This is a genomic window from Natrinema gelatinilyticum, from assembly GCF_024266705.1.
Lineage (GTDB): Archaea > Halobacteriota > Halobacteria > Halobacteriales > Natrialbaceae > Natrinema > Natrinema gelatinilyticum.
Window position 1 is genome coordinate 3,491,317 of sequence record NZ_CP100756.1, and the last position, 25,423, is coordinate 3,516,739.

Genomic DNA, 25,423 nt, shown 5'->3' on the forward strand with positions numbered 1-25,423 from the left:
CGACCGCCGAGTTACAACAGGTAGGATTCAGCGATCGAACCCAGTACGGGCAGTTTCGTTCGGTTTCCTTTGAACGCCATGACGAGGAGGTACACCCAGACCAGAAACAGGGCAAACCAGATTCCGATCGAGGCCAGGAACGAAAATATCGTGACCAGTATGCTCAGAATGTCGGGCAGAATAACTCCCATCATCATCGTGAGAACGGTGAGCGTGATGTAAATCGCGATCGAAACGACCCCGAAGATGATGCTCTGGGCCGCGTGGAAGCGGGCAAACTGGTTTTGGTCCTCGAGAAGGTAGACGAGTATCCCCGACAGGGGAGGGAGCACGTTCGCTATCGCACCCACGACGTTTCCGTCGGGACCGAGGCTCGTCGATGCCGAGGCTGCCGATTCCGTTGCCGTGACTGCTTCAGTTTGTGTTGACATGGAACTTCAAACATCTCAATGTACGCTATCTATTTTACTGTATCGGATACATTCCAAATAAAAAACCACATGGGAATTATTATATTTAGGCTGATACGTGTGGTGTTAGCTACCCTCTACTGCGTTCCAAACCGTGAAATCGACAGGTGTCTCTAAGACCATATTGGTTCCCATCAGAAATATCTCATTTTAATAACCAACTGCTGAGAATGATCGGTCGTGCCGATAGAGAGCGGCGTGTGGAGCGTAGAGAACAGTGCCTGTCGTCTCGTCCGTTCGGGCTGGGTCGGTGCTGTCGGACGACCGTCCACCGGCGATTGACGTTAGAGCCCGCCAGACGCGGAGAGACGCCTGCCCGACCGGTCCGAAACTTTCCTTCCACAACACCTACGGCCGGGTCAGAATGGCGGACTGCTCGAGCGAGCGACGGTGCACGTTACTGGCGGTCGGTGCAAGCCGAACCAGGATATAGACGGGTGAAAGCTGATACCTCGAGATCCGTTTAACGGTTTTGATCCCCAATGCCTGTATTCGATGAACTCGCGCTCGCCGCTTTCGGCGGCAGTACGTACGTAACACAGGGTATCATTGCCGCGGTCGTGGTCGTGGCCCTGGCGCTCACGATTGGATTCCTCGTGTTCCTCGCGTTCAATCCCGGCACTCGAACGGGTCCGGCGACGAGGGCCGCCCCCTCGTCTGCCCGCGACACCGGCCGAAGCGAGACGGATTCCGTACCAGATTCAAATGCGCAGACGAATTCGGGGTCCGGATCTGGATCTAGGTCCGGATGACCCGATCGAAACGGGCCGTCTTCTATCGCGATTTATCCGCGTGCGATCGCTCGAACCACAGCGCCGGTCGTCCCTCGATTGACGCCCGTATTCGTCGATCGCACGACGACACTGACCGTATCGCCTCCGTTCGAGGGGACTTGACGTTCACGTGGATGCGATCCCGAAGACAGCACAGCCGCCGACGGTCCCGACGCCGTCCGTCGCGGTGAGAGATCAGTTCAGGGTTCGCCCATTATTCCGATTCTTGAGCGGTGTCCTCGACGTGGTCGCCGGGCCATTTTCGAGGTGGTTCGGACGGGTCGTCTTGATCCGATACCGGATCCGTCTCGTCGTCTTCGAGCATCGAAAGACACTCGTCGACGGTGTGGATACGATCGCCGTCCGAACAGGGTGCGACGTACTGGAGGTCCCCGTCCTCGTAGACGGCCACGCACACGACCGGGACTCGAATTTCGCTCATCGCGTCGTGACCGAGTCTCGACGGGGTTTGGTGCTCCGTGAATGCCGGTCGAAGCGTATACCCCGCTCGGTCGGCCCAGGACTGGAACGTCTCGACGATCCTCGAAACGGACGGGCCAGTGTCGGCGAGCCTCTCGATCGCCGGCCGTACCGACGACCACGTCCTGACTCGCACGTCGATGCATCCGTGTCGCTTCTCGAGACGATGCAATCGGGTGACGGTCTCTCGTAGCATCTCCACGGTGTCCGCTGACGCTCGGCTCCGGAGGAAAACCTCTATCAGGATCGGTTGCGCCGAGTGGGTGACTGAATCCGTCATTATGCGAAGAGGGGGTGGCGGTCGCCACTCGCTCTCTAGTCGTCGCGGCTACCTTCATCACTATAAAGCTAGCAATGTACGAGCAACATCGACTTTCAGACCAGCAGGAGAGTCGCGACGTGGCCAGTAATCACGAAAATCTGTCACGTCCACCAGCGCCACAGCCGAACGGGCACCGCTGGCTCGATGGCGCTAACGAACGTGGCCCATTGGTAGCCTCGATTACTCGCCTCATACGGATCGTCATTGCCGGTTGCAACTGCGACCGTCCTGCGGGTGCACCGGTACATCGGTACAGCAGATCGTATCACTCGTCGGCGACCGTCGGCTCTCCGCCAGTCTGTCGTCGGGGTGTTGCTGCCGACGTAGTATCGCCGGTTTTGCGAGCCACACTGCGCTCTCCATCGTCGTAGGACGAACCGAGTGCGATGAGGAAGCCGATCATCGCGGTCACGAGTGCGACGCTTCCGATCGCGACGGCCCCAACCGCGGCCAGCGTTCCTGTGAGAACGTCACTGACGGTGAGCAGCGAGACCGCAGTCACGGCCGCAATCAGTGCGAGGAGTCGGCCCAGCCGACCTGTGTCGAAACCGTGGAACGACTTCTCACCGGTCGTGTCGAGCAGGACCGCCACGATCCCGTTGTAGGAATCGTCGCCTCGCGCGTTCCCGAGGGAGTGAATCGATTGTGCGATCCAGACTCCCGCGGTGAAGTTGAGCAATGCGACGAACGAAACGAGGCCGATTTGTCCATCGACGAACAGTGCGGCCACGATACCGCCCACAAACGTCACCGCCATGATGGCGTGGGTAACGAGCGAACGGACACCGAAGTCTTCGAGGTGAGCGATGGATTTTCTGTCCATACAGGACGTTGGTCCGGCGTAGCAATCCCCGTGTCACCTAACTATGTCGAACGTGACTACATAGCAGACACTCCGGTCGTCGATGAGATCCGTTCCGTTGCCGTCTGATGATTTCGACGTCGCAGTGAAAACCGGACAGCCGAACCGCTATTCGCCGATCGCAGCCCACTTACCGCCCCCCCGTCAACGGTCACCCATGCAGATCAAAGACCGGGAGCAGGTCGAGGGCGGGCGCGAACGGGTCACCGTCGTTCCCGAAAGCGTCGACGACCTCTGGCACCTCCAGTACGTCCTCGAGCCCGGCGATCGCGTCGCTGGCGATACGACCCGTCGGATCCAGCGCAACGACGAGCAACTGCGGGACACCGGTGGCGAGCGCGAACACATGTGGGTCGCGATCGCCGTCGACGATATCGAGTTCCACAAGTTCGCCAACCGACTGCGGGTCGGCGGTGAAATCGTCGCCTGTTCGCGCGAGGACCAACTCGGGTTTCACCACACGCTGAACGTCGAAACGCGCGACGAGATTTCGATCGAGAAACGGTTCAAACCCGATCAAGAGACCCGACTCGAGGAAGCCGAGCAGGCGACTGAAAATCCCGACGTGGCGATTGCGACCGTCGAGGAAGGACAGGCGCACGTCCACACCGTCGCTCAGTACGGCACCGAAGAACGAGCGACCATCACCGGGCCGACCGGAAAGGGGGAATACGCCCGCGAACGATCCGAACTGTTCGCCGAACTCGCAGCCGTTCTGAAACGGCTCGACGTCGACGCAATCATCCTCGCTGGCCCCGGCTTCACGAAGCAGGATGCTCGGAAATACCTCGAGAAGAACGAACCCGACGTCGCGGAGCTGATCACGATGGTCGATACGTCGGCGGTCGGCGACCGGGGCGTCCACGAGGTGCTCAAGCGCGGCGCAGTCGCCGACGTACAAGAGGAGACGCGTATCGAGAGCGAGGCCGAGTACATCGACGAACTCACCCGTCGCATCGCCGAGGGTGCCAAAGCAGCCTACGGCCCCGAATCGGTCCAGCAGGCTGCAGAGTTCGGCGCCATCGAACGGTTGCTCGTCCTCGACGATCGACTGCGACAGGAGCGCGGCCCGGACGGCGAGTGGCGGATCGACGTCGACGAAATCGTGCGAACGACCGAGCAAAAAGGCGGCGACGTGACGGTCTTTTCGAGCGAGTTTCCGCCCGGCCAGCAACTGGCGAATCTCGGCGGGATCGCCGCACTGTTACGGTATCGTCTCGAGTGAACCCGCCGCTTAGCGTCCGTCCGTCTCGATCCGAACTTCGTCGCTGGCCTCGATCAATTGGATCAGAACCGATGCGAACAGCGACCCCGAACTCCAGATTGCAGTTTCGCTGTCCTCGGGTCCGAGGACGCTCAGGAGGATGCTATCGTCGTCGACGATGACGATCCGCCCCGAGCACTGATCGTCGGTCCGATGGGCCGGCGGTGTATCGACAGTGACGCCCTCGATGTCGGCGAATCGATCCTGTACCGCCGTCGACCTGCTGACGACGACGACCGTAACGCCGGCCGCCGCGCGCTCCGTGAGTATCCGTTCGATCGAATCCGTGACGAGTTCCGGGAGACGAGTACCGAAGACGATCTGCTCTTGGGCGTGCGAGAGGATATCGTCGATGCGATCGTCGACGCGATCACGACCACGGACCGTCCAGATGTCCTCCTGGGTTTCTTCGCCCGCGGGCTCGTTCTTGACGGTTTCGACGTACTCGAAGGCCCGATCCTGCTCACGTTCGAATCGGTTTCGAAGCGTCTCTCGCGCCTCCTCGACACTGACCGGCCGATATCGAATCGGATTCGATTGCTGGACCTCGAGCAACCCCTGCTCTTCTAGGCTCTCAGCGACGCTGTAGACCTGCGAACGGGGGACGTCCGTGATGTCAGCGACGTCTCGCGCAGCGCCTGCGCCGAGTCGGTGCAGCGCGATGAACACTTTGGCCTCGTAGCTGGTCAGACCGAGGCCCTCGAACGCGTCGACGGCTACGTTTTCGTCGGCGGTCACCGCTCGTCGCCCTCCGATGATCGATCGTCGACCGCGGTCCGCCTCCCACCGTCGCTCGCGGCGGGGGTCGAATGGCGGGCCCCCGACGGATCGAAGGAGACGTCGGGTCCGAGGTATCGCGTCCACAGCACCAGCAGCGCCGGGAGGACGACCACGCTCGCGAGGAACGCGTAGGTGATCGTCAGTGCAGTGATGATGCCGAACTGCTGGAGGGCAGGCAGGATCGCGAACGCGAGCGTCCCAAATCCGCCGACGGTCGTCGCTGCACTCCCGAGCAAGGCCCCGCCGGTACCGGTTACCGTCGTTCGCAGCGCCGACCAGACGTTCCCCTGTCGCTCGAGTTCGAGCGAATACCGGTCGCTGACGTGGATGCTGTAGGCGACCCCGAGCCCGATCGTGAGGCTCGTGATCATTCCAGTGAGGATGTTGAAGGGCATCCCGATTACGAACATCGTTCCCAGGATCCAGCTGACCGCGAACGCGACCGGCAATAAGGTCACGATTCCAAGCGTCGCGCTACTGCCAGTCAACCTGTACGCGACGGTGAGGAAGACGAAGACGGCCACGAGCGTGATCAGCAGGCTCTCGATGACGGTATCGAGCAGGTCCTGTTCGACGACGTAGCTGACGATCGGATCGCCGGTCGCGATGGCACTCCAGCGGTCGCCGCTGTCGGCCTCGATCGAACTGGCGATATCTTGCATCTCGTCCGTCGTTTCGCCGCTCGAGGCGCTGCCCTTGACGGCGACGACCAATCGTGCGGACTCGTACTCGCCGTCTTCGGTGCGTTGGAGCACCTGACTCGCAGCTTCGCCATCGATTTCGAACAACTGGTCGTATAGCGCCGAGACGTTCTCTTCGGGGACGCCGTCGCCGTCCGTGTCGGCCGCCTCGAACGACTCGTTGAACGACTCGTTGCGAGCGGCGACCGCCTCCATCGTCGACAGCGGATCCTGCACGTCGGCCTCGCCGGTTGCGAGTTCGTAGGCGATGTCGCTGTCGGTGGCCTCGCTCCGAGCGGTTTCGATTCGATCGAGGACGGCCGGGTCGGTGACAGACCCGTCGATGAGGATCTGTGCCTGGCTGTCCTCCCGCTGGAAGTGCTCGTTGACGTAGTCGAGATCGTTTTTGGCCTGGTATTCGCCGGGCTGAAGCGGCCCGGGCAGGCTGTCGGTCCACTCCGGGGGACTGTCCGCGATGAAGTCTTCCTGTTCGAAGCTAGTGTCGACCTGCGTCGCGCCGTAGACGCCGCCGGCAGTGAGGACGAGGGCGCCGATGAGGACGACCACCGGTGCTTTTCTGGCGGCGACGGAACCCACGGCGAGCGCGTCGCTGAATCGGCCCTCACCGGTCCCGAACGCACGCTTTCGGCGATCGAAGCCGTGAGACTCGAGGAACTCGTCGATCTCGATCTTCGCGGCGGGAATGAGTGCGCCGAAGACGATCAGGGCGGCGACGATCCCGACTGAACTGACGATGCCGAACTCTCGAATAGGGCCGATCGGGCTGACGAGGTTCGAGAGGAAGCCGATGACGGTCGTCGCCGTCACCCAGACGAGGGCGACGCCGACGCCTGCGAGCGCAGTCGACATCGAGCCGCGAACGCTGTCGATCGAGCCGACTTCCGCTCGTTGTTCGCGGTGACGCATGAAGACGTGGATCGCGTAGTCGATCGAAAGCCCGATCAACAGTACCGGCACTGCGACGAACATCTGGTTGAACGCGATTCCGGCCCAGCCCATAAAGCCGAACGTCCAGACGAGAACGGCGATGATGCCGACGATGCCGAGGATAATATCGAGCAGATCGCGATACGCCACGACCAGCGCGATCACGACGAACAACAGCGCGAGCGGGCCGACGATGGCGAGACTGTCGCCCATCGATCGTTGAATCTCGTCGGTGATGACACCGCCGCCGAACACGAGGTACTCTTGGTCCTTTGTGTCTGCTAGCTCACGTATCTGGAGTTGGCTCTCGATGATGCGATCGCTGACGGCTCCAGCCATCCCCGAGGTCGTCTCGTCTTCGGTCTGCTGGGTGAGATACGTCATCCGAGCATCGGCTTGCGTACTCCCCGGTTCGTACGACGTCGGCATCAACGCGATTGCGAAGTTGTCTTCCGATTCGTTGCCCGACAGGGTTCGGCTGAGCGTCCGCTCGTACTCTCGTTCGTTCAGGTCTTCGAGCGCGTCGATTTGCTCTTCTAACGGCGGTTGCACCGAACTCTGGAGCGCCGCGTACTCCTCCTCTAAGACGCCGTACGTGCCCGCTCTGTAGACGTCTTGAAGTTCGGACGAGAGATTCTGGTACTCGGCGTTCTCGCTCGGCGTTTCCGTTTGCGCGCGGATCTGGTACCGTTGTGATTCGATCGAGCGAGCCTGTGCGACGGCCGACTCGTACCGTTCGGTCTGGTTCTCGCTCAGGTCGGCCGTGGCGTTCTCGACGACCGCGTCGAACTGGGCCTCGAGTTGCGCCGAGCGCGTCTGATACGCGGTCTGATTGATCGCGCCGTTCTCGTAGGACTCGTTCAACTGCTCGTACTGCCCCTGGAGTCCGACCGTCCGGTTGAGTCCGTCCTGCAACTGCGAACGCGTCTCGTTCAGTTCGGCGGATCGCTCGCCCTTGATCGCCGTGATCGCGACGATGTTTTCGACGCCCGTAATCGACTGGTTCTCGACGAACGTCGAATTGATCGACTCGTTCGCCCGCAGTTCCTGCTGGAACTCGAGCGACGAGATTATCGATTTCTTGCTGAGAACGTTGTCGCCGCGGACGATCAGTTGGACGCTGGTCGTGTTCTCACGTTGGTCGCTCGTGAAGTTGCCGTCGATGCGCTCGAGGGCCTTCGCCTCGGGCGAGTCGCTTTCGAACTGGGAGAGCGAGGAGTCGTCGTCGACCCTGGGCATCCCGGCCCCGACGACTGCCGTCGAGAGCAGGAGAACGGCGAGGACGATTCGCGTGTGCGTCGCGATTGCGTCGGCGAGTCGCTCCGGGACGCTCATCCGGTCACCTCTCGGATGCGTTCGGTGATGGTACAGGAAACCATTCTGTTGTTATGATCCTACAAACTCGGCAGTATATACGTGTTTGGAAATTACACCAGAACGGTCGGAGCCCGAAATCGAGAGAATGAGCCTACAGTACTGAATGGTATAAGATTGATACAAAAATATACTGGCTATTAAATAAGTGCCCGTTCCACCCACCGCGTCGTCGACGATGTCAATCGATCGAAACGGTCAGTAGATCCTCGGCGAATCGGACGTCGCCGTCGTAGTGAGTTCCGATCGACTCGAGCATTTCCTCGTGGTGACCGTCAGTGTGGGGATAGAGGTGGGTCAGGTAGACGCGACCGATTTCTCGACCGGCCAGTTCCCGACCCAGCGATTCGGGCGTCGGATGATTCGAGACGTCGACGTCGTCGGGGAACGAACAATCGTGCGCGAGGATCGCCGACCCCTCGGCGAAGTTCGCGAGCCCTGCGAAGGCCTCGCTGTCACCGCTGAACGTAAACAGATCGCCGAACCGATACGCCAGACACGGCAGCGAATGCTGCGTTTCGTAGGCCGAGACGTCGAACCCCGCGACGGAAAACTCACCGGGAACGACCTCCCGGACCTGTAACTCGAGTTTGCCCTGCATGTACTCGTAGATCGACAGCAGGTCGTCCACCAGGGCCTTGGTTCCCTGCGGCCCGACGATTTCGAGATGCTCCTCGCCGGCGAGCCAGCGGCCCTTTATGAGCGGCAACACGTCGGCGACGTGATCGAGGTGATGGTGGGTCAGGAGGATCGTCGAGACGTTCTCGTAGCCGACGCCTGACTGCTGGAGTCGATGGAGCACCCCGGCGCCACAGTCGATCAACAGCGTCCGGCCGTCGTCCTTGACGAGAATCCCCGCCTGAACCCGGTCGTCGGTGGGCATCGCGCTCCCCGTGCCGAGAAAGGTAATTCGCATAGGCGTGTTTGGCACCTCCGCCCCGATAAGGATACTCTTCGTGCTCGAGGCGCCACAAAGATTAGAGCAGATGGACTCTCCGACGTGGTGTACCGTATCGATAGAATCGCCTGCGATCACCCGTCCGATGGACCGCGTCCCGATCCGCGAACGGTACTCAGCCGCCGACGATATCGTGGAGGCGAACCGTACCGGTATCCGGACAGTGAGAGGACGATTGACCGCTTCGAGGATTCGTTTCCGCCTTCGGTCACAAGAACGACGCTGTATCGCGTCGTCGGCTGGTTGCTGCGGCTGTATGCCGTCAGTCTGTGTTCGTCCGTGTCTACAGCGACCTGTGGTTTTTCGAAACCGCCGGTGCCCTTCCTGGACGCTGGCTGTCGACCGCCTGGATTGGCATCACGGCGATGGGATCGGTATTTCTCGTCATGTTGATTCCCCTCGATCGTGTCGTTCGGCCGAACGATCGGTAGCGAGTACGCCACCTGCGAATCGCGTCGGCACCATCGAAACCTCCCGCTATCCCTCTCGTGCCCCCGTCGTCCGCCACTGATGGTCGTCGTCACTCTCGGCCCAGCACCGCCAGTCCGACGGTCCTCCAGACGGGGAACGACTGGTCCATATCGGCGGTTTTTTCGCCACGTCGGTCGGATCGGAAGACGATACCCGGACCATGACGGTCGTTCTCGCCGGCGTCGGTGCCGATAGCACGAACCTCGGCGCACTGGCGCCCCTCTACGACGACGGACGATTCGAATACGTCCCGATTCCCGAGAAAACCAGAGCGACAACGGAAGCCGAAACCCTGGGATCGTGGCCGCTCAGGGCGGGTGGGGGCGTGGCGGCGGACCTGACGACCCGTATCACTCCGCAACCGGTACACGACGGCACGGAGACGGTTTCAGGGGACGAACTCGAGTCCTGGCCCCTCCACCACGATCCCAACTTCGAGGCCATGACGTACGGTGAACACCGGACCAGCGGCTACGTCTCGCGGCTGCGCACACTCGAGTCTGGCGACGTCGTCGGCTTCTACGCCGGCCTTCGCCGATCCGACGGGAACCGCGCCCACCGATATCTGATCGGCTACTTCACCGTCGACCAGGTGGTGGTCCTCGGCCCCGAAACTCCGCCGACCGAGCGCGCGGCGATCATCACCGCACACTCGGAAAACGCACACGCGAAACGCGCCCGAGACGGTGACCTCTACCTCGAGAAACAGATCGTGATCGTCGACGGCCGCGAGCCCGGCGGCCTCTTCGACCGAGAGCCGATTCGGCTCAGCGACTACTACGTCGCAGACGGCAACGAGCGACCGCAGTATTACCTGCGTGAGGAAATCGCGACCGAATGGAACGTCCGAGCCGGCGGCGCGAACATGATGTACAAACCGGCCTACCGGTGTGATCTCTCGGGGTCCGAATTCCGCGAAGTGATCGGCGTCCCCGGTGAGCGGACGGTAACCGATTCGCATACTGGCTAGATGGACAAATCGCGCCCATCCTGCAGACCCGTCGTCGCGCATGATATTGGTTCGAGAGGGTCTGGGAACGGTAGTTCGGCCCGCCATCGGTACTGGGTCGACACACGAATACGACCTCGAGGTCGCGGCGACGACTACTGGCTCTCAGAGCGCTCGAGCGGATCGATAAACGGCGCGACATCGTCGAACGTCGGGCCGGGCTGTATCCCGTCGCCGGGATTCTCGTAGTCGACGACGCCGTGTTCCGCGAGACGCGGAAGGTGATCGTGAATTAGCCTGATCGTGAGCGTTCGAGAATCGAGGTGTTCAGCGACTCCCGCAGTCCGATCGTCCGTCACGAGATACCGCATGAGGTCTTGAATCGTCGTTCGCTCGACCGCGCCCAGACGGCGAAGCGCGGCTCTCCGCGTTTCGTCCGAGAGGAGCACGTGAATAGTGGACATCTCGAGAGAGTCGGACCTGACCTGTGACATAGGCGGTCGTCGGTCGTCGGTCCATACGTCGATAGTCCCTAACCAGTTTGGTCCGGGCACGAACCGGCTCGCACGGCTCGTGATACGAGGGACTGATTACTTTCGCGATTTGTCACGCAACCTGTACCGTCCGGAGTGGCGGTACCGAATAGATCGGTTTCTTGTAGCGTTACCTCCAACAGTGCCGACAGTGACAGCTTCCGACGAACCGCCGCCGCGTCACGCACGCGTCGAGCGCCACGTGACACCCGGACCGCGAAACTCGCTCGCTCACTGGACCGCCGCCCGCAATCCGATCCGGGTAGCGATCAACTACATCGTCGTCTGGCTGATCAGAATCTCTCCCAGCCTCCGTCTCAAACGCTGGCTCCTCCGCCGGATCGGCGTCACGGTCGGCGACGGCGTCTCCTGGGGCCTCGAGGCCACGCCGGACGTCTTCTGGCCCGATCTCATCACCGTCCGTTCGGATGCGATCGTCGGCTACGACGCGACGATTCTCTGTCACGAATTTCTCCAGGACGAGTACCGGACCGGAGAGGTCGTCGTCGGCGAGCGGGCGATGATCGGAGCGGGCGCGATAATCCTCCCCGGTGTTGAAATCGGCCCGGACGCTCGGATCGCGGCGAACTCGCTCGTGACTCGTGACGTCCCACCCGGAGCGACCGTCGCGGGCGTGCCGGCGGAATCGATGGGTCGCGGGGGAACGGACCGAGACGAGGCGGATCTCGAGTAGCGCAGATCGGTACTCGGATCACGAGGAGGCGGGTCACGCTTTCGGGACGGCCGCTCATCGATCTGGGCCGAATCGGCGGTCACCAGACACGGAATCGAACTCGTTCGTCAATACACCGATGAGAAGCGATCGCTTCCGAACGGTCTGTTCGAGACGGATCGTCGGTCCGAGTCGCCGGATCTACAGCGACGACCAGGATTGTCGGGCCTCGTTCCAGGAGGTAACGTCGGCGATCCAGCGGGCGGCGATCATCTTCTTCAGATTCTGCGCCGGGAAGCCGCCGAACGTGTCGACGGGAAGAGAGATGCCGAACGCGGGCTTGACGTCGTGGGCGACGGCTTTCTCACCGACGGAGACCACGGTCCCCTTGTCGTCGAATTCCCAGGTCTTCAGCGGTCGGTTCTCGAGCGCGCGCGAGATGTTCTCGCCGACCACTTCTGCGGCTTGCCACGCGGCCTGCGCCGTCGGTGGGGCGGGCTGGTCTCCTTGATCGATAATGGCCGAATCCCCGATGGCGAACACCCGTTCGTCCGAGGTCTGGAAGTTCGCCTCGGTCGGCAACCGGTTGTGTTCTTTCTCGAGGTCGGCGTCGTCGAACGCGTCTCGGCCAGTGATTCCGCCGGTCCAGACGAGGACATCGTACTCGAGAGGTTCGCCCTCGTCAAATTCGATCGCATCGTCGTTCGCTTCGGTGATCGGGTCGTCCGTGTGGATCCGGATGCCGGCGTCCTCTAGCAGGTCCCGAAGCGCCTGTTGGATCTCCGGATCGTTGCCGGGGAAGATTTCGTCGAGGGCCTCGACGAGGTGAATTTCGATCGGCGCACGATGGATATCACGAAACTCTGCGATTTCGCCAGCCGTCTGAATGCCGGAGAGGCCAGCGCCGCCGATGACGATCTGTGCAGGATCGCCGCGAGTCGCGTTCTGGCTGGCGTCGGTGACGGCCTCGTGGATTTCCAGGGCGTCGTCGAGGCTCTTTAGCGTCAGCGAGTGCTCCTCGAGGCCGGGGATTCCGTAGTAGGCAGTTTGGCTCCCCAGGCCGACGAGGACGTAGTCGTACTCGACATCGTCGCCCTCCGCGAGTTCGACGACCCGTTCGTCGACGTCGAGACCGACGACTTCGTCCTTGATGAACTGGGTCGTCGGGTCCATGATCTGATCGACCGGAAAGGTGATATCCGAGCGGACGTCGGGGTCCCGAATGACGCGGTGAGACTCGTGTAGAACGAGATGGTAATCGACGTCAGCGATCCACGTTAGCCGGGTGTTTCCCCCGAGTTCCGACTGAAGCTTTTTGATCGCACCAGTACCGGCGTAACCGGCACCGAGCACGACGACGTTCTCCGTCATACGCCACACTCGGAAACCCTATGATACAAAGGTGTTGAAACGGGGATTCGTGTGTACGGTGTTCTCATTGGACTGTGATCACACGTATCACTGATCGAACGCGGCGGCGGAGATATTCACAAAATACGCTTGCCGAAGGCACTCGCTGTCAGCTCAGCCGCCAGCGTCGCCGTCTCGTTCGCCTCGTCCAGGATCGGATTCACTTCGACGACGTCCATCGATCGGAGGATGCCGTCCGCCTCATCCCGACGTGAAATCGCCTCGAAGGCGGCGTGAGCTTCCCGATAGGTGACGCCGCCGCGGACGGGGGTGCCGACTCCGGGCGCCGTCTTGGGATCGAGCCAGTCGAGGTCGAGGCTGACGTGTACGCCCTCGGTGGCGTCTGTCGCGATCGCGATCGCATCCTCGATGACGGCGGAGATGCCCCGCTGGTCGATGTCGGACATGGTAAACGCGGTCATATCGCTGTCCCGGATCAGTGCGCGCTCGCGCTCGTCGATGCTTCGGAGGCCGACGTAGACGAGCGACGACTCGCGGAGCCCGGATGCGGGTGCCCACGTCGTCTCGCCGAACGAACCTCGTCCGAGAGCGGCAGCCAGCGGCATTCCGTGAACGTTACCACTCGGCGAGGTCTCGGGCGTGTTACAGTCGGCGTGGGCGTCGAACCAGATCACTCCGAGAGTCGCCTCCCGCGCCGAACCGTTGATCGACCCGATCGCGACGGAGTGGTCGCCGCCCAACACGAGTGGAAACTCGCCGTTCGCGAGCGTCGACGCAACCCGATCGCTCAACGGGCGACAGACGTCTTCGATTTCCCGGAGGAATTTCGCGTTCCCGTGTCTGGGCTGGTCGGCGTCCGGATCGCGCTCTTCCGCCCTCGGCATCGACAGATCACCGTCGTCGACCGGGGCGACGCCAGCCCGTTCGAGCCCATCGGCCAGGTCCGCGTATCGGATCGCAGAGGGCCCCATGTCGACACCGCGACGGTTCGCTCCATAGTCCATCGGCGCACCGATGATTCTGACAGCTCGTCCCATACCCGGGATACAGCGTCGACTGGTTTGGTCGTGGCGATTCACCGATCCTGCGCTGGCGATAGTTTTAGGGATGGACGATCCTAATCTCGCAGTAGTATGATGCTGAGCGACGTGATGGAAGACTACCTCAAAGCCATCTACCAGCTCCAGCGCGAGACGACTGATCGGATCAAGACATCCGAAATCGCCGACGAGCTGGGTGTCACGTCGCCGACCGTTACCAGCATGCTCGACAAACTCGAAGAGCGCGAACTCGTCGACCGCGAGAAGTATCGCGGGGTGACCCTGACCGACGAGGGCGAGACTGTCGCCCTCGAAATCGTCCGCCACCACCGATTGCTCGAGGCCTATCTCACGGAACACCTCGACTACGACTGGTCAGAGGTCCACGCGGAGGCCGACCGGCTCGAGCACCACATCAGCGAGGAATTCGAGGAGCGCGTCGCCGACGCCCTCAGCGAACCCACCGTCGATCCCCACGGGTCGCCGATTCCAAGCGCCGACCTCGAACCGCCTGAACGTCCCGAGGGCGAGTCGATTACCGAATTCGACGAAGGGACCACAGTAACGGTCGCCGAAGTCGCCGACCACGACCCGGCCGTCCTCTCGTATCTCGCCGACCACGGCGTCGAACCCGGCGTCGAACTGGAGATCCTCGAGATTGCACCGTTCGGAATGGTGACGGCTCGCTCGAACGAAGTCAACGAACCCGTCTCACTGCCGGAATCCGTCGCTCACCACGTCCGGGTCGCGAAACCGACGGAACCGAAGCCGTAGTCATCGCCGCCGGTCCCCGAACCGACCTCACCGGTGGATTGAACGGTTGGGACTCGCTGACCGACAGAACGAACTGGAATTACGCAAAGCGCCGATCCAATCAGCACAATCTCGACCGAACGCGCCGTTGACCCGCCGGGTTTAAGGAACGCAACTACGAATATGCGACTATGTCATCCATCGAACTCACACCCAGCCAAAAGAAAATACTCCGCGCGCTGACGAACCTCCACAAAGAGTCCGAAGACGCGATCAAGGGGGAAGATATCGCGGAACAGGTCGACCGTAACCCCGGCACGATTCGGAACCAGATGCAGAGTCTCAAAGCCTTGCAGTTGGTAGAAGGGGTACCTGGGCCGAAAGGCGGCTACAAACCCACGGCCTCCGCCTACGAGGCACTCGAGATCCAACAGATGGACGAACCCGCGGCGGTCCCGATGCAACACGAAGGCGAACTCGTCGAGGACACCATCATCGAGGAAATCGACCTCTCGAGCGTCCACCATCCGGAACTCTGTCGCGCGGAGGTTCACATCCAGGGATCGCTCAGCGACATTCACGAAAACGACGCGGTCACCGTCGGCCCGACGCCGCTCTCGAAACTCGTCATCGAGGGAACCGTCGACGGGAAAGACGACACAAACAACATCATCATCCTTCGGATCGACGACATGATCGCGCCCGCGGAAGAACCGGCACACTGAATCGGTGCGTACTCCCCGTCTCTTCTCTTTCCGTACAGCGACCGTGACTGCGTCCGCATTCTCGAATCCGTGGATACGTTCCGCTCACTGCAGTGGATACTGTCGATGCCGTTCAGCCCACAATCCGTCTCAAAATCGTGTGCGTCGCGGTCAGTTCGTCTCGCCCACGTCGTCCCCAGCACCAGCCGCGGCAGCCGGAATCACGTCGACGCTCGCGACCGCGTCTCCGTCGTCGACATCCATGACGATCACGCCCATCGTGTTCCGCCCTACGGTCGAAATTTCGTCGACGCGCGTGCGGACGATCTGGCCGCGCTCGCTCATCAGGACGACCTGATCGTCCGCTGCAACCGCTTTGACGGCCGTTACGGAGCCGTTTCGCTCGCCGGTCTTAATGTCGATCAGTCCCTTGCCGTATCGTGACTGCGTTCTGTATTCCGAAAGGAGCGTCCGTTTGCCGTAGCCGTTTTCCGTGACCGTCAGCAGCGCGCGTTCGTCAGCTTCGTCCGTCGCAACCAACCCCGCGACCGCGTCGTCATCCTGCAATTTGATGCCGTTGACACCGCGGGCGTTGCGTCCCATCGCTCGAACCTCGTCCTCATCGAACCGAATGGTCATACCGCCCTCCGTCGCGACCACGAGGTCCTTGGACCCGTCAGTCACTTCGACGTCGACGAGTTCGTCGCCTTCCTCGAGATCGGCGGCGATGATACCCGTCGAGAGGATGTTGTCGAACTCCTCGCCGGCAGCGCGCTTGACGTAGCCATTTCGGGTGACCATCGTCACGTATTCGTCGTCGCCGAACGCGTCGGTATCGACGATCGCGGTGATGTCCTCGCCGGGGTCCAGATCGAGGATGTTGACCGCGGACTTTCCTCGTGCGGTGCGGCCCATCTCGGGGATTTCGTACGTTTTGAGTCGATAGACCTCGCCCTGATTGGTAAAGCAGAGCAAGTAGTCGTGAGTGTTCGCTCGGAAGACCGTGGCGACCCGGTCGTCGTCTTTGACGTCCGCGCCGATGATGCCTTTACCGCCCCGTCCCTGGGGATCGAACGCGTCGATCGGCATCCGCTTGACGTAGTCGTCCTCGGTCATGACCACGAACACTTCCTCTTCGGGAATGAGGTCCTCGTGGGTGACCGTCCCCTGATCCTCGACGATCGAGGTCCGACGTTCGTCGGCGTACTCGTCTCTGATTTCACGGAGTTCGTCCTTGATGACACCAAACAGTTCCTGCTCGCTCTCGAGGATTTCGGTGAGTCGTTCGATTTCCTCCAGTACGTCAGTGTACTCGTCTTCGATCTCGGTGGTCTCCATCGAGGTCAGACTTCCGAGTTGCATCCGGACGATGTGGGTCGCCTGCTCCTCGGAGAAGTCGTAGTGTTCCTGAAGCGTCGCTTTCGCGGCCGACCGATCCTCGCTGTTTCGGATGAGTTCGACGACGTCCTCGGCGTTCTGGACGGCCGTGAGCCGACCCTCGAGGATGTGTGCTCGATCTTCGGCCTCTTCGAGGTCGTACTCGCTGCGTCGCCGGACGACCTCCCGGCGGTGGGCGACGTACTCTTCGAGGGTCTCCTTCAGCGAGAGGACCTGCGGTTGGCCGTCGACCAGCGCGAGGTTGATGACGCCGAAGGTCCGCTCGAGGTGATTCTCGAGCAGCTTATTCTTGACGACCTCGGCGTTCGCCCCGCGTTTGAGTTCGATGACGATGCGGACGCCGTCTCGATCGGACTCGTCGCGAAGGTCGGAGATACCGTCGATATCCCCCTCGTTGACGTCCTCTGCGATGCGCTCGACGAGTCGAGCTTTGTTGGCCTGGAAGGGGAGTTCGGTGACGACGATGCGCTCGCGGCCCGACTTCCACTCCTCGACTTCGAACTCCGCGCGAACGCGAATGCGGCCGCGGCCTGTCTTGTACGCCGAGTAGATGGCATCCCGGCCGACGATGTTCGCCCCCGTTGGAAAGTCTGGACCCTTGACGTGGTTCATCAACTCGTCGACGGTCGCATCCGGGTTGTCGATCAACTCGATCGTGGCGTCGATCACTTCGCCGAGGTTGTGCGGCGGAATGTTCGTCGACATGCCGACTGCGATTCCCGACGAGCCATTGACCAGCAGGTTGGGAAACGCAGCTGGTAGCACGTCCGGCTCTTGCAGGCGGTCGTCGTAATTCGACGAGAAATCGACCGTGTCCTTCTCGATGTCGGCGAGCAGTTCCTCGGCGGCAGGGGCCATCCGCGCCTCAGTGTACCGGGGCGCGGCGGCCGGATCGCCGTCCATCGATCCGAAGTTCCCTTGACCGTCCACGAGCGGGTAGCGCATCGAGAAGTCCTGGGCCATCCGGACCAGAGTGTCGTAGATCGCGCTGTCGCCGTGGGGGTGGTAGTCACCCATCGTTTCCCCGACGATCGAGGAAGACTTGCGGTGGGACGAACCGCTCGTGACGCCCATTTCGTGCATCGCATAGAGGATGCGCCGGTGGACGGGTTTGAGCCCGTCGCGGACGTCCGGAAGGGCGCGACCGGCGATGACGCTCATCGCGTAGTCGATGTAGCTCTGCTCCATCTCGTCTTCGATGCGGACGTTTTCGACCGCTCTAGCCTCTACGTCCGTTGGATCGGGTACGTCTGAACTCATGTATTGGCTTGTTTTGTGGGTTGATGGTAGTGGGTTCGTTGGCAGGCTCCCAACCGTGAGCGAGTTCGCGTCGCGAACTCGCGAACGGGCCGACAGCCGACCCACAGGCGGGGGAGTATTTTCGCTGGCTAGATGTCGATCCACTCCGCTTCCGGCGCGTGGTCTTTGATGAACTGCTTGCGCGGTTCGACGGCGTCACCCATCAGGACGGAGAACATCTTGTCCGCCGCCGCCGCGTCTTCGACCGTAATCTGTTTGAGGATACGGTTGTCGGGGTTCATGGTCGTCTCCCAGAGTTGTTCGGGGTTCATCTCGCCTAAACCCTTGAACCGCTGAACTTGCGATGGGTTGCCGTCGCACTTCTCCGCGACGATCTCGTCGCGCTCAGCGTCGGTCATCGCGTCGTAGGTCTCGCCGCGATACCGGATGCGGTACAGCGGCGGCTGGGTCGCGTACACGTAGCCTCCCTCGAGCAGCGGGCGCATGTGCCGGTAGAAGAACGTCAACAACAGCGTTCGGATGTGGGCACCATCGACGTCGGCGTCCGTCGCCATAATGATCTTCTTGTAGCGAATGTCGTCGACGTCGAATTCGTCGCCGATCCCAGCACCGATCGCGGTGATCATGTTCCGGATCTCGTCGTTCTCGAGAATGCGATCGAGTCGATGTTTCTCGACGTTCAGGATCTTCCCTTTGATCGGGAGGACTGCCTGGAATTCCGGATTCCGGGCCTGTTTTGCGCTGCCACCTGCGGAGTCGCCCTCCGCGATGAACAGTTCGGCCTCCTCGGGATCTTTGGTCTGACAGTCCGCGAGTTTGCCGGGGAGAGAGGTTGACTCGAGGGCGGACTTCCGTCGGGTCAGTTCCTCCGCCTTCTGGGCGGCCATGCGCGCCTTCGCGGCCTCGACGGCCTTCGTGACGATTGCCTGGGCGGTGTCGGGGTGCTCCTCGAAGTAGGTTCCGAGGCCCTCGTGCATGGCGCTTTCGACGATCCCGCGCACTTCGCTGTTGCCGAGTTTCGTCTTCGTCTGGCCTTCGAACTGCGGGTCGGGATGTTTGACCGAAATGACCGCGGTGAGACCCTCACGAATGTCCTCGCCTTTGAGGTTGTCTTCCAGGTCGGAGAGCAGATCGTTGTCGTTCGCGTAATCGTTGACGCATCGCGTCAGGGCGGTCTTGAACCCGGTGAGGTGGGTTCCGCCCTCGCGCGTGTTGATGTTGTTCGCGAAGGCGTGAATCGAGCCCTGGAGTTCCTCGGTGGCCTGCATCGCGACTTCGACCTGGATGTCCTGGTCTTCGTCCGCGAAGAAGATGACGTCCTTGTGCATCGACGAACGCGTCTCGTTCAGGTACTCGACAAATTCCCGGATACCACCTTGGTACTCGTAGGTCTCGGCAACGGGGCCCTCCTGGTCGGTCGTTTCCGGACGCTCGTCGCGGAGCGTGATGCGGACGCCGGAGTTCAAGAATGCGAGTTCCCGGAGTCGGTTCGAGAGCGTCGAGAACGCGAACTCGTCCGTCTCGAAGATGCCCGTATCGGACCAGAACCGGATTTTAGTACCCGTTTCCTCGTCCGGTTCCATGTCTCGAACGCGCTCCATGTCGCCGACCGGTTCGCCTTCCTCGAACGAGTGACGGAAGACGCTGCCGTCGCGTTTAACTTCGGCTTCGAGTCGTTCAGAGAGGGCATTGACGACCGAGAGGCCGACGCCGTGAAGGCCGCCGGAGACCTGATACGATTTGTTGTCGAACTTCCCGCCGGCGTGGAGGACCGTGAGAATGACCTCGAGTGCGGGGCGGTCGTATTCCTCGTGAGTATCGACCGGGATGCCGCGACCGTCGTCGTCGACGCTCACTGAATTATCCTCGTGGATAGTAACGGTAATGTCGTCGCAGTAGCCGGCCAGTGCCTCGTCGATCGAATTGTCCACCACTTCGTAGACAAGGTGGTGCAATCCTCGGGAATCGGTAGAGCCGATATACATCGCCGGGCGCTTCCGTACCGCTTCCAGGCCTTCGAGAACCTGAATTTGACCGGCGCCGTACTCACTTTCCTGGGACATGTAAAACCTGCTTTCGGATAGCGGGCCGGTACTAATAAAAGTCACGTGTACGCGCGCGAGCGCGGGAAGGTTCGCCCGACCGAGGCACCGGACCGGGGAACCGCTCGCGGACTGATACGGACTACTGTAAGTCATTGCCGGTGCAACCGCAGGACGGTCGCGATTGCACCGGTACATCGTTACAGCAGACCGTACGAGGCACCGTCAGACCGAGGCTCGATCGGGTTCCGATGCAGTTGGATTCGGTTCAGTCGGACTGGACGCCGACCGCACCGGTCGTGCATTCCCTGTTCGTCTCTCGTGATACGTTCCGTATCCACCGGACGCCTACGAGACTTCGTCGAACGACTTGTGGCCCCGAATCACGACCCCCTCGTCGGTGATTTCGGCGAGGAAGACACCGTTGCCGGAGCCAGTGTCGCGTTCCACGGCGCTTTTGACGGCCCGCGCCGCCGCCGACCGGGCGTCCGCGAGCGTGAGACCGTCCGCGTACGTGTTCTCGAGGACGCCGTAGGCGAGTTGCATCCCGCTGCCGGTAACAGTGTAGTCGTCGGCCATGACACCGCCTGCGGGGTCGATACTATAGACGTGGCTCCCGTCGTCGTCGACGCCGCCGAGGATGGGATTGATCGCCCGGAACGGGCCGCCGCGGGCGAAGTTCCCCGCGAGCGTCGCCAGCGCCTCGATGGACATCGACTCGTCGCGGCGGGACTCATAGAGATTTGCCTCGGAGCGCAGCGTGCGGATGAACGACTGTGCCCCGCCGACGGAACCGACGAGCGTCAGCGCTGCCGTCGGATGGACCTGTTCGACTTTCTGGACGTTCTTGTTCGAGACGAAGCGCCCGCCGAGGCTGGCGCGCATGTCCGTCGCGACGACGACGCCCTCGTCGGTCGTGATTCCGACAGTTGTCGTCCCCGTACTGTTGACGGTGTTACCGTACTCGCCGTCCGCTCGAGCGCCATTGGGAACCGACCCCAATTCGGGTGCATATGGAGACGTTTCGTCGCCGCGCCGTGGCGCCGACGGTGCGATCCAGTTAGTCATCCGTCCCCTCCTCATCCTCGTCGACGTCTTCGACGATGGACTCGAGTCGATCCTCGGAGACCGTCCAGAACGACTCGTCCTCGGTCGTGATCGTGGCGACGTCGACGTCTTCGGGGGCGACGAGACCATCCTCGGAGGCGCTGAGTGCACTCACGGCCAGTTCGATGCCACCGTCGACGTCGGAATCCGGGCGGTAGTGCTCCTCGAGGTAGCCCTGAATAACGTCACGGTCGCCGCCGACCGCGGCGGCTTGCCACTCGTAGTCCGTCCCCGAGGGATCCGTCTCGAACAACCGGGGCTCGCCGTCGTCGATGCCGCCGACGAGCAGGGCGACGCCGAACGGGCGTGCGCCGCCGGTCTGGGTGTACTCCTGGATGTGATCGGTGACCGCGCGCGTCAACGTCTCGACACCGATTCGCTGGTCGTAACGGAGTTGCTCGCCCTGTGCGTGACGGCGGGCGAGATCGACCAACTGTCGCGCGTCGGCGACGTGACCGGCGCTCGCGATACCGACGTGATCGTCGATTTTGTGGATCTTTTCGACGCTCGAACGCTCCATGAGCGACGAATTCACCTGACGATTCGCTGCGAGGACGACGCCGTCCGACGTGCGGAGACCCACGCTCGCGGTCCCTCGTTTGACGGCCTCGCGGGCATATTCGACCTGGTAGAGCCGTCCGTCCGGGGAGAAGATCGTGATTCCCCGGTCGTAGGCCTGCTGCTGAGATTGTCCTTGCATTGCTGTTTCAGGTCACTACGACCTTCACCTCGGGTAAGGGACAAGAATTTATAGGCCTTTGTCTGGTGGCAACGAGGACTGCTTCGTCGCCGATCGAGCGCGACAGGGGTCGAGACAGTAGGCAATAGGTCGACGCGCTGAATGCCAACCAGACCCACCTCCGGTACTGGGCAGTCCGTTCGGCAGTCGGTAATCCATTTCGTTTCGCACGGTCCGACACGGTGGCGCTGGTACAACGCCGACAGTCACACCCGTTCGTGCTGTCGATTCGACAGACCGTTACCATCTCGAGCCCGTTGCTCAACGGGATCACCGCCGTTGCTCTCGATACAGCGTTTCGTTCAACTGTACGCGGATCGAGTCGGCCTGCTCGCACTCGGTCTCGGAATCGACAGCGCCGTCGAGATTCGCGGCCACCGCCGGGACGCGACCGTCCGGGACAAAACGACCTGAACGGTCCGAGACTGAGACGAGCCGGCTGACCGCCCACAGCTCTCGAGATGGCAGATTCCGGCATAACCCCCTTTGTTCCCGTTCCAGTAGGGGAAATCGATGCTTCTGCTCGTCGCGATAGCGTTCGCTGTCGCCAGTGGTGTGGCGGTGCTCGAGTTCGTCTCCGCTCGAGCGCTCGAACGGATCCCCTCGGTCGCCACCGAGAAATTCCCCGAGATCGATCGGGAGTTACTGGGGAAGTTCAGCAGCTTCGATTCCGAACCCGGCTGGGGCACGCAGCCGAATCGGGAGACACAGAAGGGCACGGGCGATCACCTCCCCGGCGAGGACGTGACGACCCACCTCTCGCCGGCCGACGGCGACGTCGAATCGCTGTACCCCGATCGCAGGGGAGGCGGCCACTACAGTCCGGAGACCAACGCGGCGACCGCTGACGTGTTGGCGGACATCGTCGAGGCGCGAACGATCACGATATGAACCCGATATCCCTCGTCGTCGGCATCGCGTTGCTCGGCGCCGGGATCGTCGACATTCTCTGGACGACCCTCTGGGTCGACGGCGGTTCTGGACCGTTCTCGGGCCGACTCACCACCGGCGTCTGGATAGGGCTCCGGAAGGTGACTCGAGATCACAACAGGGCGCTCAGCCTCGCCGGCCCGATTACCCTCACGCTGACGCTCGCGATGTGGATCGTGTTCATCTGGGTCGGCTGGACGTTTATCTTCTCGAGCGTCCCGACTGCCGTCGTCAACACGCGCACCGGCGGCTCGGCGGACTGGTGGGGACGATTCTACTACGTTGCCTACACGATGTTTACTGACGGCAACGGGGACTACACGCCGCTGTACGGCGGCGACATCTGGGAAATCGCCAGCGCGTTCACGACGGCATCTGGGATGGCCTTCGTCACCCTCGGCGTCTCTTACGTGTTGACAGTCCTCGGGGCCGTCTCCGACAAACGCTCGTTCGCCGCTACCGTCACTGGGTTGGGCGACCGGAGCGAAGCGTTCGTCCGCGCGGGCTGGAACGGCGAGAACTTCCACGGGCTCGAGCGGACGATCGAGACGCTGGGATCCGACCTGAGCAAGCTCGCCGAGCAACACAAATCGTACCCGATCCTGCACTATTACCACAGCGAGAAGGGCGAACGCGCCTCTGCCGTTGCCGTCCCGATCCTCGACGAGTCGCTCTTGCTCTTCCGATACGCCGTCCCGGACGAGCACAGTCCCGACCCCGCAGTCGTCGAGACCGCTCGGTCGAGCGCACGGAGCTACCTCGAGACGCTCGACGAGTCGTTTATCGAGCCCGAGCCCGCAGTCCCCCGGTCGCCGAACCTCGATCGGCTCCGCGAGGACGGTATCCCGACCGTCTCGGATCAGGAGTTCGCCGAGGCCCTCGCCGAGGTAACCGACCGCCGCCGTCGCTTGCTCGGCGTGGTCAAAGCCGACGCGTGGGAGTGGCCTCCGGTCGAGGAGTGAACTGGCCTCTTATTCATTGCACTCCGAGTCGTTCACACCCCATGGAGGAGTACGACTTTCTCGTCATCGGCTCGGGTTCCGGCCTCGACGTAGCGAACGTAGCGGCGAATCAGGGACAGTCAGTCGCGGTCATCGAAAAGGGACGGCTCGGCGGCACCTGTCTCAATCGCGGCTGTATCCCGTCGAAGAAGTTGTTGTATCACGCCGACGTGATGGAAACGATCGAGCGCGCGGACGAATTCGGGATCGACGCGACTATCGACGACGTCGCCTTCGCCGATATCGTCCGTGACGTCACCGACGACGTACACGGCAGTTCCGACTCGATCAGACGCGGGCTGCACTCCTCGGATCGAATCGACCTGTACGAGGCGAAAGCCCGGTTCGTCGACGAGCGAACGGTCAGCCTCTCGGGCGGTTCGGCGGACGGGGCCCGCCTTCGAGCGGACACGGTCCTCGTCGCAGCGGGCACGCGGCCGGCGATTCCGAAGATGAACGGGCTCGAGGACGTCGAGTACCTCACGAGCACCGAGGCACTCACGGTGGAAACCCTGCCCGATAGGCTCGTCATCGTCGGCGGCGGCTACATCGCGGCGGAACTCGCGCAGTTCTTCGGGACGTTCGGGAGCGACGTGGCGATCATTAGCCGGCGGCCGACCATGCTCCCGGACGCGGACGAAGAAGTGAGCGCCGCGTTCACCGACCGCTACGCCGACCGATTCGACGTGCACACCGGCTACGAAGCCGTCGCCGTCTCGAAAGACCACGGCTCGATCTCCGTCGAAGCGCGCGCCTTTACGTATCCCGATTCCGACGCTAACGACTCTCACAGTGGCACGGCGAACAGGGACGATCGAATCACGGTCGCCGGCGACGAACTCCTCATCGCGACCGGCCGAGTCCCGAATAGCGATACGCTGAACCTCGAGGCAGCCGGCATCGAAACGGACGCTGACGGCTTCATCCAGACCGACGAGTACCTCCGGACGACCGCAGACGGCGTCTGGGCCCTCGGCGATATCGTCGGTGAGTACCTGCTGAAGCACAACGCCAATCACGAGGCACGGTCCGTCGCGCGCACCCTCTTCGGGGACGACCTCGAACCCATCGACTACTCTGCGATGCCGTTCGCCGTCTTCGCCTCTCCAGAGGTCGCCGGCGTCGGTCTGACCGAACAGGAGTTGCGCGCATCCGACCGCGAGTACGCCACACGCGTCTATCCCTACGACGAGACGGCGCGCGGGAGCGCGATGCACGCGGAGGGGTTCGTCAAATCCCTCATCGACCTCGAGGGCGGCATTCTCGGCTGTCACATCATCGGTCCCGACGCCTCGAATCTGATTCAGGAGGTCGTCGTGGCGATGACAGCTGGCTCCGGGACGGTCGGGGACATCAGTCAGTCAGTCCACATCCACCCCGCCCTCTCGGAAGTCGTCCAACGTGCGTTCTCCGGCCAGTTCACTCGGCGCGGTGACCACGATCACGACCACGACCACGAGCATCCCCATTAGCCGAGCCAGTGACTCGCGGTCCTTTTTCTCGACATAGTCGCCGGATCTGCGTTCCGCTTACACGACCGC

Annotated in this window: 21 protein-coding genes and 1 pseudogene; 9 read left to right on the forward strand and 13 right to left on the reverse strand. The window is 62.1% G+C overall.

Going from position 1 to position 25,423, the window contains the following annotated elements; all coding sequences use genetic code 11:
• Window positions 1-11 precede the first annotated feature (11 nt).
• The 3 genes from NJU76_RS17180 to NJU76_RS17190 all read right to left on the reverse strand — a co-directional run bounded on the left by NJU76_RS17180 (window position 12) and on the right by NJU76_RS17190 (window position 2,868).
• Window positions 12-431, reverse strand: coding sequence for a DUF4870 domain-containing protein (locus NJU76_RS17180; protein WP_254530572.1), 420 nt, complete (start codon window positions 429-431; stop codon window positions 12-14).
• Window positions 432-1,457: 1,026 nt separating this feature from the next.
• Window positions 1,458-2,003, reverse strand: coding sequence for an HTH domain-containing protein (locus NJU76_RS17185; protein ID WP_340681224.1), 546 nt, complete (start codon window positions 2,001-2,003; stop codon window positions 1,458-1,460).
• A gap of 307 nt (window positions 2,004-2,310) precedes the next feature.
• On the reverse strand, window positions 2,311-2,868 hold the full coding sequence (locus NJU76_RS17190; protein ID WP_254530573.1) for a hypothetical protein: 558 nt from the start codon (window positions 2,866-2,868) through the stop codon (window positions 2,311-2,313).
• A gap of 196 nt (window positions 2,869-3,064) precedes the next feature.
• On the opposite strand from NJU76_RS17190, the gene NJU76_RS17195 reads away from it, so the two are divergent.
• Window positions 3,065-4,132 (forward strand): mRNA surveillance protein pelota, encoded by a 1,068-nt coding sequence (locus NJU76_RS17195; protein WP_254530574.1) that lies wholly within the window; start codon window positions 3,065-3,067, stop codon window positions 4,130-4,132.
• A 9-nt stretch (window positions 4,133-4,141) separates the two neighbouring features.
• On the opposite strand, the gene NJU76_RS17200 is transcribed toward NJU76_RS17195, so the two are convergent.
• From NJU76_RS17200 to NJU76_RS17210, 3 genes are all read right to left on the reverse strand, one after another.
• The gene (locus tag NJU76_RS17200; RefSeq protein ID WP_254530575.1) at window positions 4,142-4,909 is read right to left on the reverse strand and encodes a TrmB family transcriptional regulator; all 768 of its coding nucleotides are present in this window, start codon (window positions 4,907-4,909) and stop codon (window positions 4,142-4,144) included.
• Window positions 4,906-7,914, reverse strand: a complete 3,009-nt coding sequence (locus NJU76_RS17205) for an MMPL family transporter (RefSeq protein WP_254530576.1) — start codon at window positions 7,912-7,914, stop codon at window positions 4,906-4,908. The genes NJU76_RS17200 and NJU76_RS17205 overlap by 4 nt, the downstream gene beginning before the upstream one ends.
• A 220-nt stretch (window positions 7,915-8,134) precedes the next feature.
• A complete protein-coding gene (locus NJU76_RS17210; RefSeq protein WP_254530577.1) occupies window positions 8,135-8,869 on the reverse strand; it encodes an MBL fold metallo-hydrolase in 735 nt (244 codons plus the stop codon).
• Between the two features lie 673 nt (window positions 8,870-9,542).
• Here NJU76_RS17210 and NJU76_RS17220 point away from each other — a divergent pair.
• Window positions 9,543-10,352, forward strand: coding sequence for an Nmad3 family putative nucleotide modification protein (locus tag NJU76_RS17220; protein WP_254530578.1), 810 nt, complete (start codon window positions 9,543-9,545; stop codon window positions 10,350-10,352).
• Between the two features lie 134 nt (window positions 10,353-10,486).
• Here NJU76_RS17220 and NJU76_RS17225 read toward each other — a convergent pair whose 3' ends face one another.
• Window positions 10,487-10,795, reverse strand: coding sequence for a DUF7344 domain-containing protein (locus NJU76_RS17225; RefSeq protein ID WP_254530579.1), 309 nt, complete (start codon window positions 10,793-10,795; stop codon window positions 10,487-10,489).
• A 220-nt stretch (window positions 10,796-11,015) separates the two neighbouring features.
• On the opposite strand from NJU76_RS17225, the gene NJU76_RS17230 reads away from it, so the two are divergent.
• Window positions 11,016-11,558 carry an acyltransferase gene (locus NJU76_RS17230; RefSeq protein ID WP_254530580.1) on the forward strand — a complete coding sequence of 181 codons (543 nt, stop codon included), beginning with the start codon at window positions 11,016-11,018 and terminating at the stop codon, window positions 11,556-11,558.
• Window positions 11,559-11,738: 180 nt separating this feature from the next.
• Here NJU76_RS17230 and NJU76_RS17235 read toward each other — a convergent pair whose 3' ends face one another.
• Window positions 11,739-12,908, reverse strand: a complete 1,170-nt coding sequence (locus NJU76_RS17235; protein WP_254530581.1) for an NAD(P)/FAD-dependent oxidoreductase — start codon at window positions 12,906-12,908, stop codon at window positions 11,739-11,741.
• A gap of 116 nt (window positions 12,909-13,024) precedes the next feature.
• The gene (rocF, locus tag NJU76_RS17240; protein ID WP_254530582.1) at window positions 13,025-13,945 is read right to left on the reverse strand and encodes an arginase; all 921 of its coding nucleotides are present in this window, start codon (window positions 13,943-13,945) and stop codon (window positions 13,025-13,027) included.
• 96 nt (window positions 13,946-14,041) lie between these two features.
• On the opposite strand from rocF, the gene NJU76_RS17245 reads away from it, so the two are divergent.
• Window positions 14,042-14,722 (forward strand): metal-dependent transcriptional regulator, encoded by a 681-nt coding sequence (locus NJU76_RS17245; RefSeq protein WP_254530583.1) that lies wholly within the window; start codon window positions 14,042-14,044, stop codon window positions 14,720-14,722.
• Between the two features lie 170 nt (window positions 14,723-14,892).
• Window positions 14,893-15,426, forward strand: a complete 534-nt coding sequence (locus NJU76_RS17250; protein ID WP_254530584.1) for an Rrf2 family transcriptional regulator — start codon at window positions 14,893-14,895, stop codon at window positions 15,424-15,426.
• 150 nt (window positions 15,427-15,576) lie between these two features.
• Here the strand turns inward: NJU76_RS17250 and gyrA are convergent, their stop codons facing one another.
• From gyrA to psmA, 4 genes are all read right to left on the reverse strand, one after another.
• Window positions 15,577-18,063, reverse strand: a complete 2,487-nt coding sequence (gyrA, locus tag NJU76_RS17255; protein ID WP_254530585.1) for a DNA gyrase subunit A — start codon at window positions 18,061-18,063, stop codon at window positions 15,577-15,579.
• A 128-nt stretch (window positions 18,064-18,191) separates the two neighbouring features.
• Entirely contained in the window at window positions 18,192-20,126 is a 1,935-nt protein-coding gene (gyrB, locus tag NJU76_RS17260; RefSeq protein ID WP_254530586.1) for a DNA topoisomerase (ATP-hydrolyzing) subunit B, read from the reverse strand.
• A 327-nt stretch (window positions 20,127-20,453) separates the two neighbouring features.
• Complete coding sequence (gene psmB, locus NJU76_RS17265; RefSeq protein WP_254530587.1) at window positions 20,454-21,173, reverse strand: archaeal proteasome endopeptidase complex subunit beta; 720 nt, start codon at window positions 21,171-21,173, stop codon at window positions 20,454-20,456.
• Complete coding sequence (gene psmA, locus NJU76_RS17270; RefSeq protein ID WP_254530588.1) at window positions 21,166-21,912, reverse strand: archaeal proteasome endopeptidase complex subunit alpha; 747 nt, start codon at window positions 21,910-21,912, stop codon at window positions 21,166-21,168. The genes psmB and psmA overlap by 8 nt, the downstream gene beginning before the upstream one ends.
• Window positions 21,913-22,230: 318 nt before the next feature.
• Between psmA and NJU76_RS26605 the strand changes: the two genes are divergently transcribed.
• From NJU76_RS26605 to NJU76_RS17285, 4 genes and pseudogenes are all read left to right on the forward strand, one after another.
• Complete coding sequence (locus NJU76_RS26605; RefSeq protein ID WP_256566099.1) at window positions 22,231-22,365, forward strand: hypothetical protein; 135 nt, start codon at window positions 22,231-22,233, stop codon at window positions 22,363-22,365.
• A 99-nt stretch (window positions 22,366-22,464) separates the two neighbouring features.
• A pseudogene (locus tag NJU76_RS17275) lies at window positions 22,465-22,698 on the forward strand (hypothetical protein); the annotation flags it as partial.
• 140 nt (window positions 22,699-22,838) lie between these two features.
• Complete coding sequence (locus NJU76_RS17280; protein ID WP_254530589.1) at window positions 22,839-23,843, forward strand: two pore domain potassium channel family protein; 1,005 nt, start codon at window positions 22,839-22,841, stop codon at window positions 23,841-23,843.
• Between the two features lie 41 nt (window positions 23,844-23,884).
• Window positions 23,885-25,354 (forward strand): dihydrolipoyl dehydrogenase, encoded by a 1,470-nt coding sequence (locus NJU76_RS17285; protein WP_254530590.1) that lies wholly within the window; start codon window positions 23,885-23,887, stop codon window positions 25,352-25,354.
• The last annotated feature ends 69 nt before the right edge of the window (window positions 25,355-25,423 follow it).

Excerpts from the sequence above, each read along its gene's own strand:
- NJU76_RS17180 (WP_254530572.1), bottom strand. The coding sequence starts at position 431 with ATGTCAACACAAACTGAAGCAGTCACGGCAACGGAATCGGCAGCCTCG.
- NJU76_RS17185 (WP_340681224.1), bottom strand. The coding sequence starts at position 2,003 with ATGACGGATTCAGTCACCCACTCGGCGCAACCGATCCTGATAGAGGTT.
- NJU76_RS17190 (WP_254530573.1), bottom strand. The coding sequence starts at position 2,868 with ATGGACAGAAAATCCATCGCTCACCTCGAAGACTTCGGTGTCCGTTCG.
- NJU76_RS17195 (WP_254530574.1), top strand. The coding sequence starts at position 3,065 with ATGCAGATCAAAGACCGGGAGCAGGTCGAGGGCGGGCGCGAACGGGTC.
- NJU76_RS17205 (WP_254530576.1), bottom strand. The coding sequence starts at position 7,914 with ATGAGCGTCCCGGAGCGACTCGCCGACGCAATCGCGACGCACACGCGA.
- NJU76_RS17210 (WP_254530577.1), bottom strand. The coding sequence starts at position 8,869 with ATGCGAATTACCTTTCTCGGCACGGGGAGCGCGATGCCCACCGACGAC.
- NJU76_RS17220 (WP_254530578.1), top strand. The coding sequence starts at position 9,543 with ATGACGGTCGTTCTCGCCGGCGTCGGTGCCGATAGCACGAACCTCGGC.
- NJU76_RS17225 (WP_254530579.1), bottom strand. The coding sequence starts at position 10,795 with ATGTCCACTATTCACGTGCTCCTCTCGGACGAAACGCGGAGAGCCGCG.
- NJU76_RS17235 (WP_254530581.1), bottom strand. The coding sequence starts at position 12,908 with ATGACGGAGAACGTCGTCGTGCTCGGTGCCGGTTACGCCGGTACTGGT.
- rocF (WP_254530582.1), bottom strand. The coding sequence starts at position 13,945 with ATGGGACGAGCTGTCAGAATCATCGGTGCGCCGATGGACTATGGAGCG.
- NJU76_RS17245 (WP_254530583.1), top strand. The coding sequence starts at position 14,042 with ATGATGCTGAGCGACGTGATGGAAGACTACCTCAAAGCCATCTACCAG.
- NJU76_RS17250 (WP_254530584.1), top strand. The coding sequence starts at position 14,893 with ATGTCATCCATCGAACTCACACCCAGCCAAAAGAAAATACTCCGCGCG.
- gyrA (WP_254530585.1), bottom strand. The coding sequence starts at position 18,063 with ATGAGTTCAGACGTACCCGATCCAACGGACGTAGAGGCTAGAGCGGTC.
- gyrB (WP_254530586.1), bottom strand. The coding sequence starts at position 20,126 with ATGTCCCAGGAAAGTGAGTACGGCGCCGGTCAAATTCAGGTTCTCGAA.
- psmB (WP_254530587.1), bottom strand. The coding sequence starts at position 21,173 with ATGACTAACTGGATCGCACCGTCGGCGCCACGGCGCGGCGACGAAACG.
- psmA (WP_254530588.1), bottom strand. The coding sequence starts at position 21,912 with ATGCAAGGACAATCTCAGCAGCAGGCCTACGACCGGGGAATCACGATC.
- NJU76_RS17280 (WP_254530589.1), top strand. The coding sequence starts at position 22,839 with ATGAACCCGATATCCCTCGTCGTCGGCATCGCGTTGCTCGGCGCCGGG.
- NJU76_RS17285 (WP_254530590.1), top strand. The coding sequence starts at position 23,885 with ATGGAGGAGTACGACTTTCTCGTCATCGGCTCGGGTTCCGGCCTCGAC.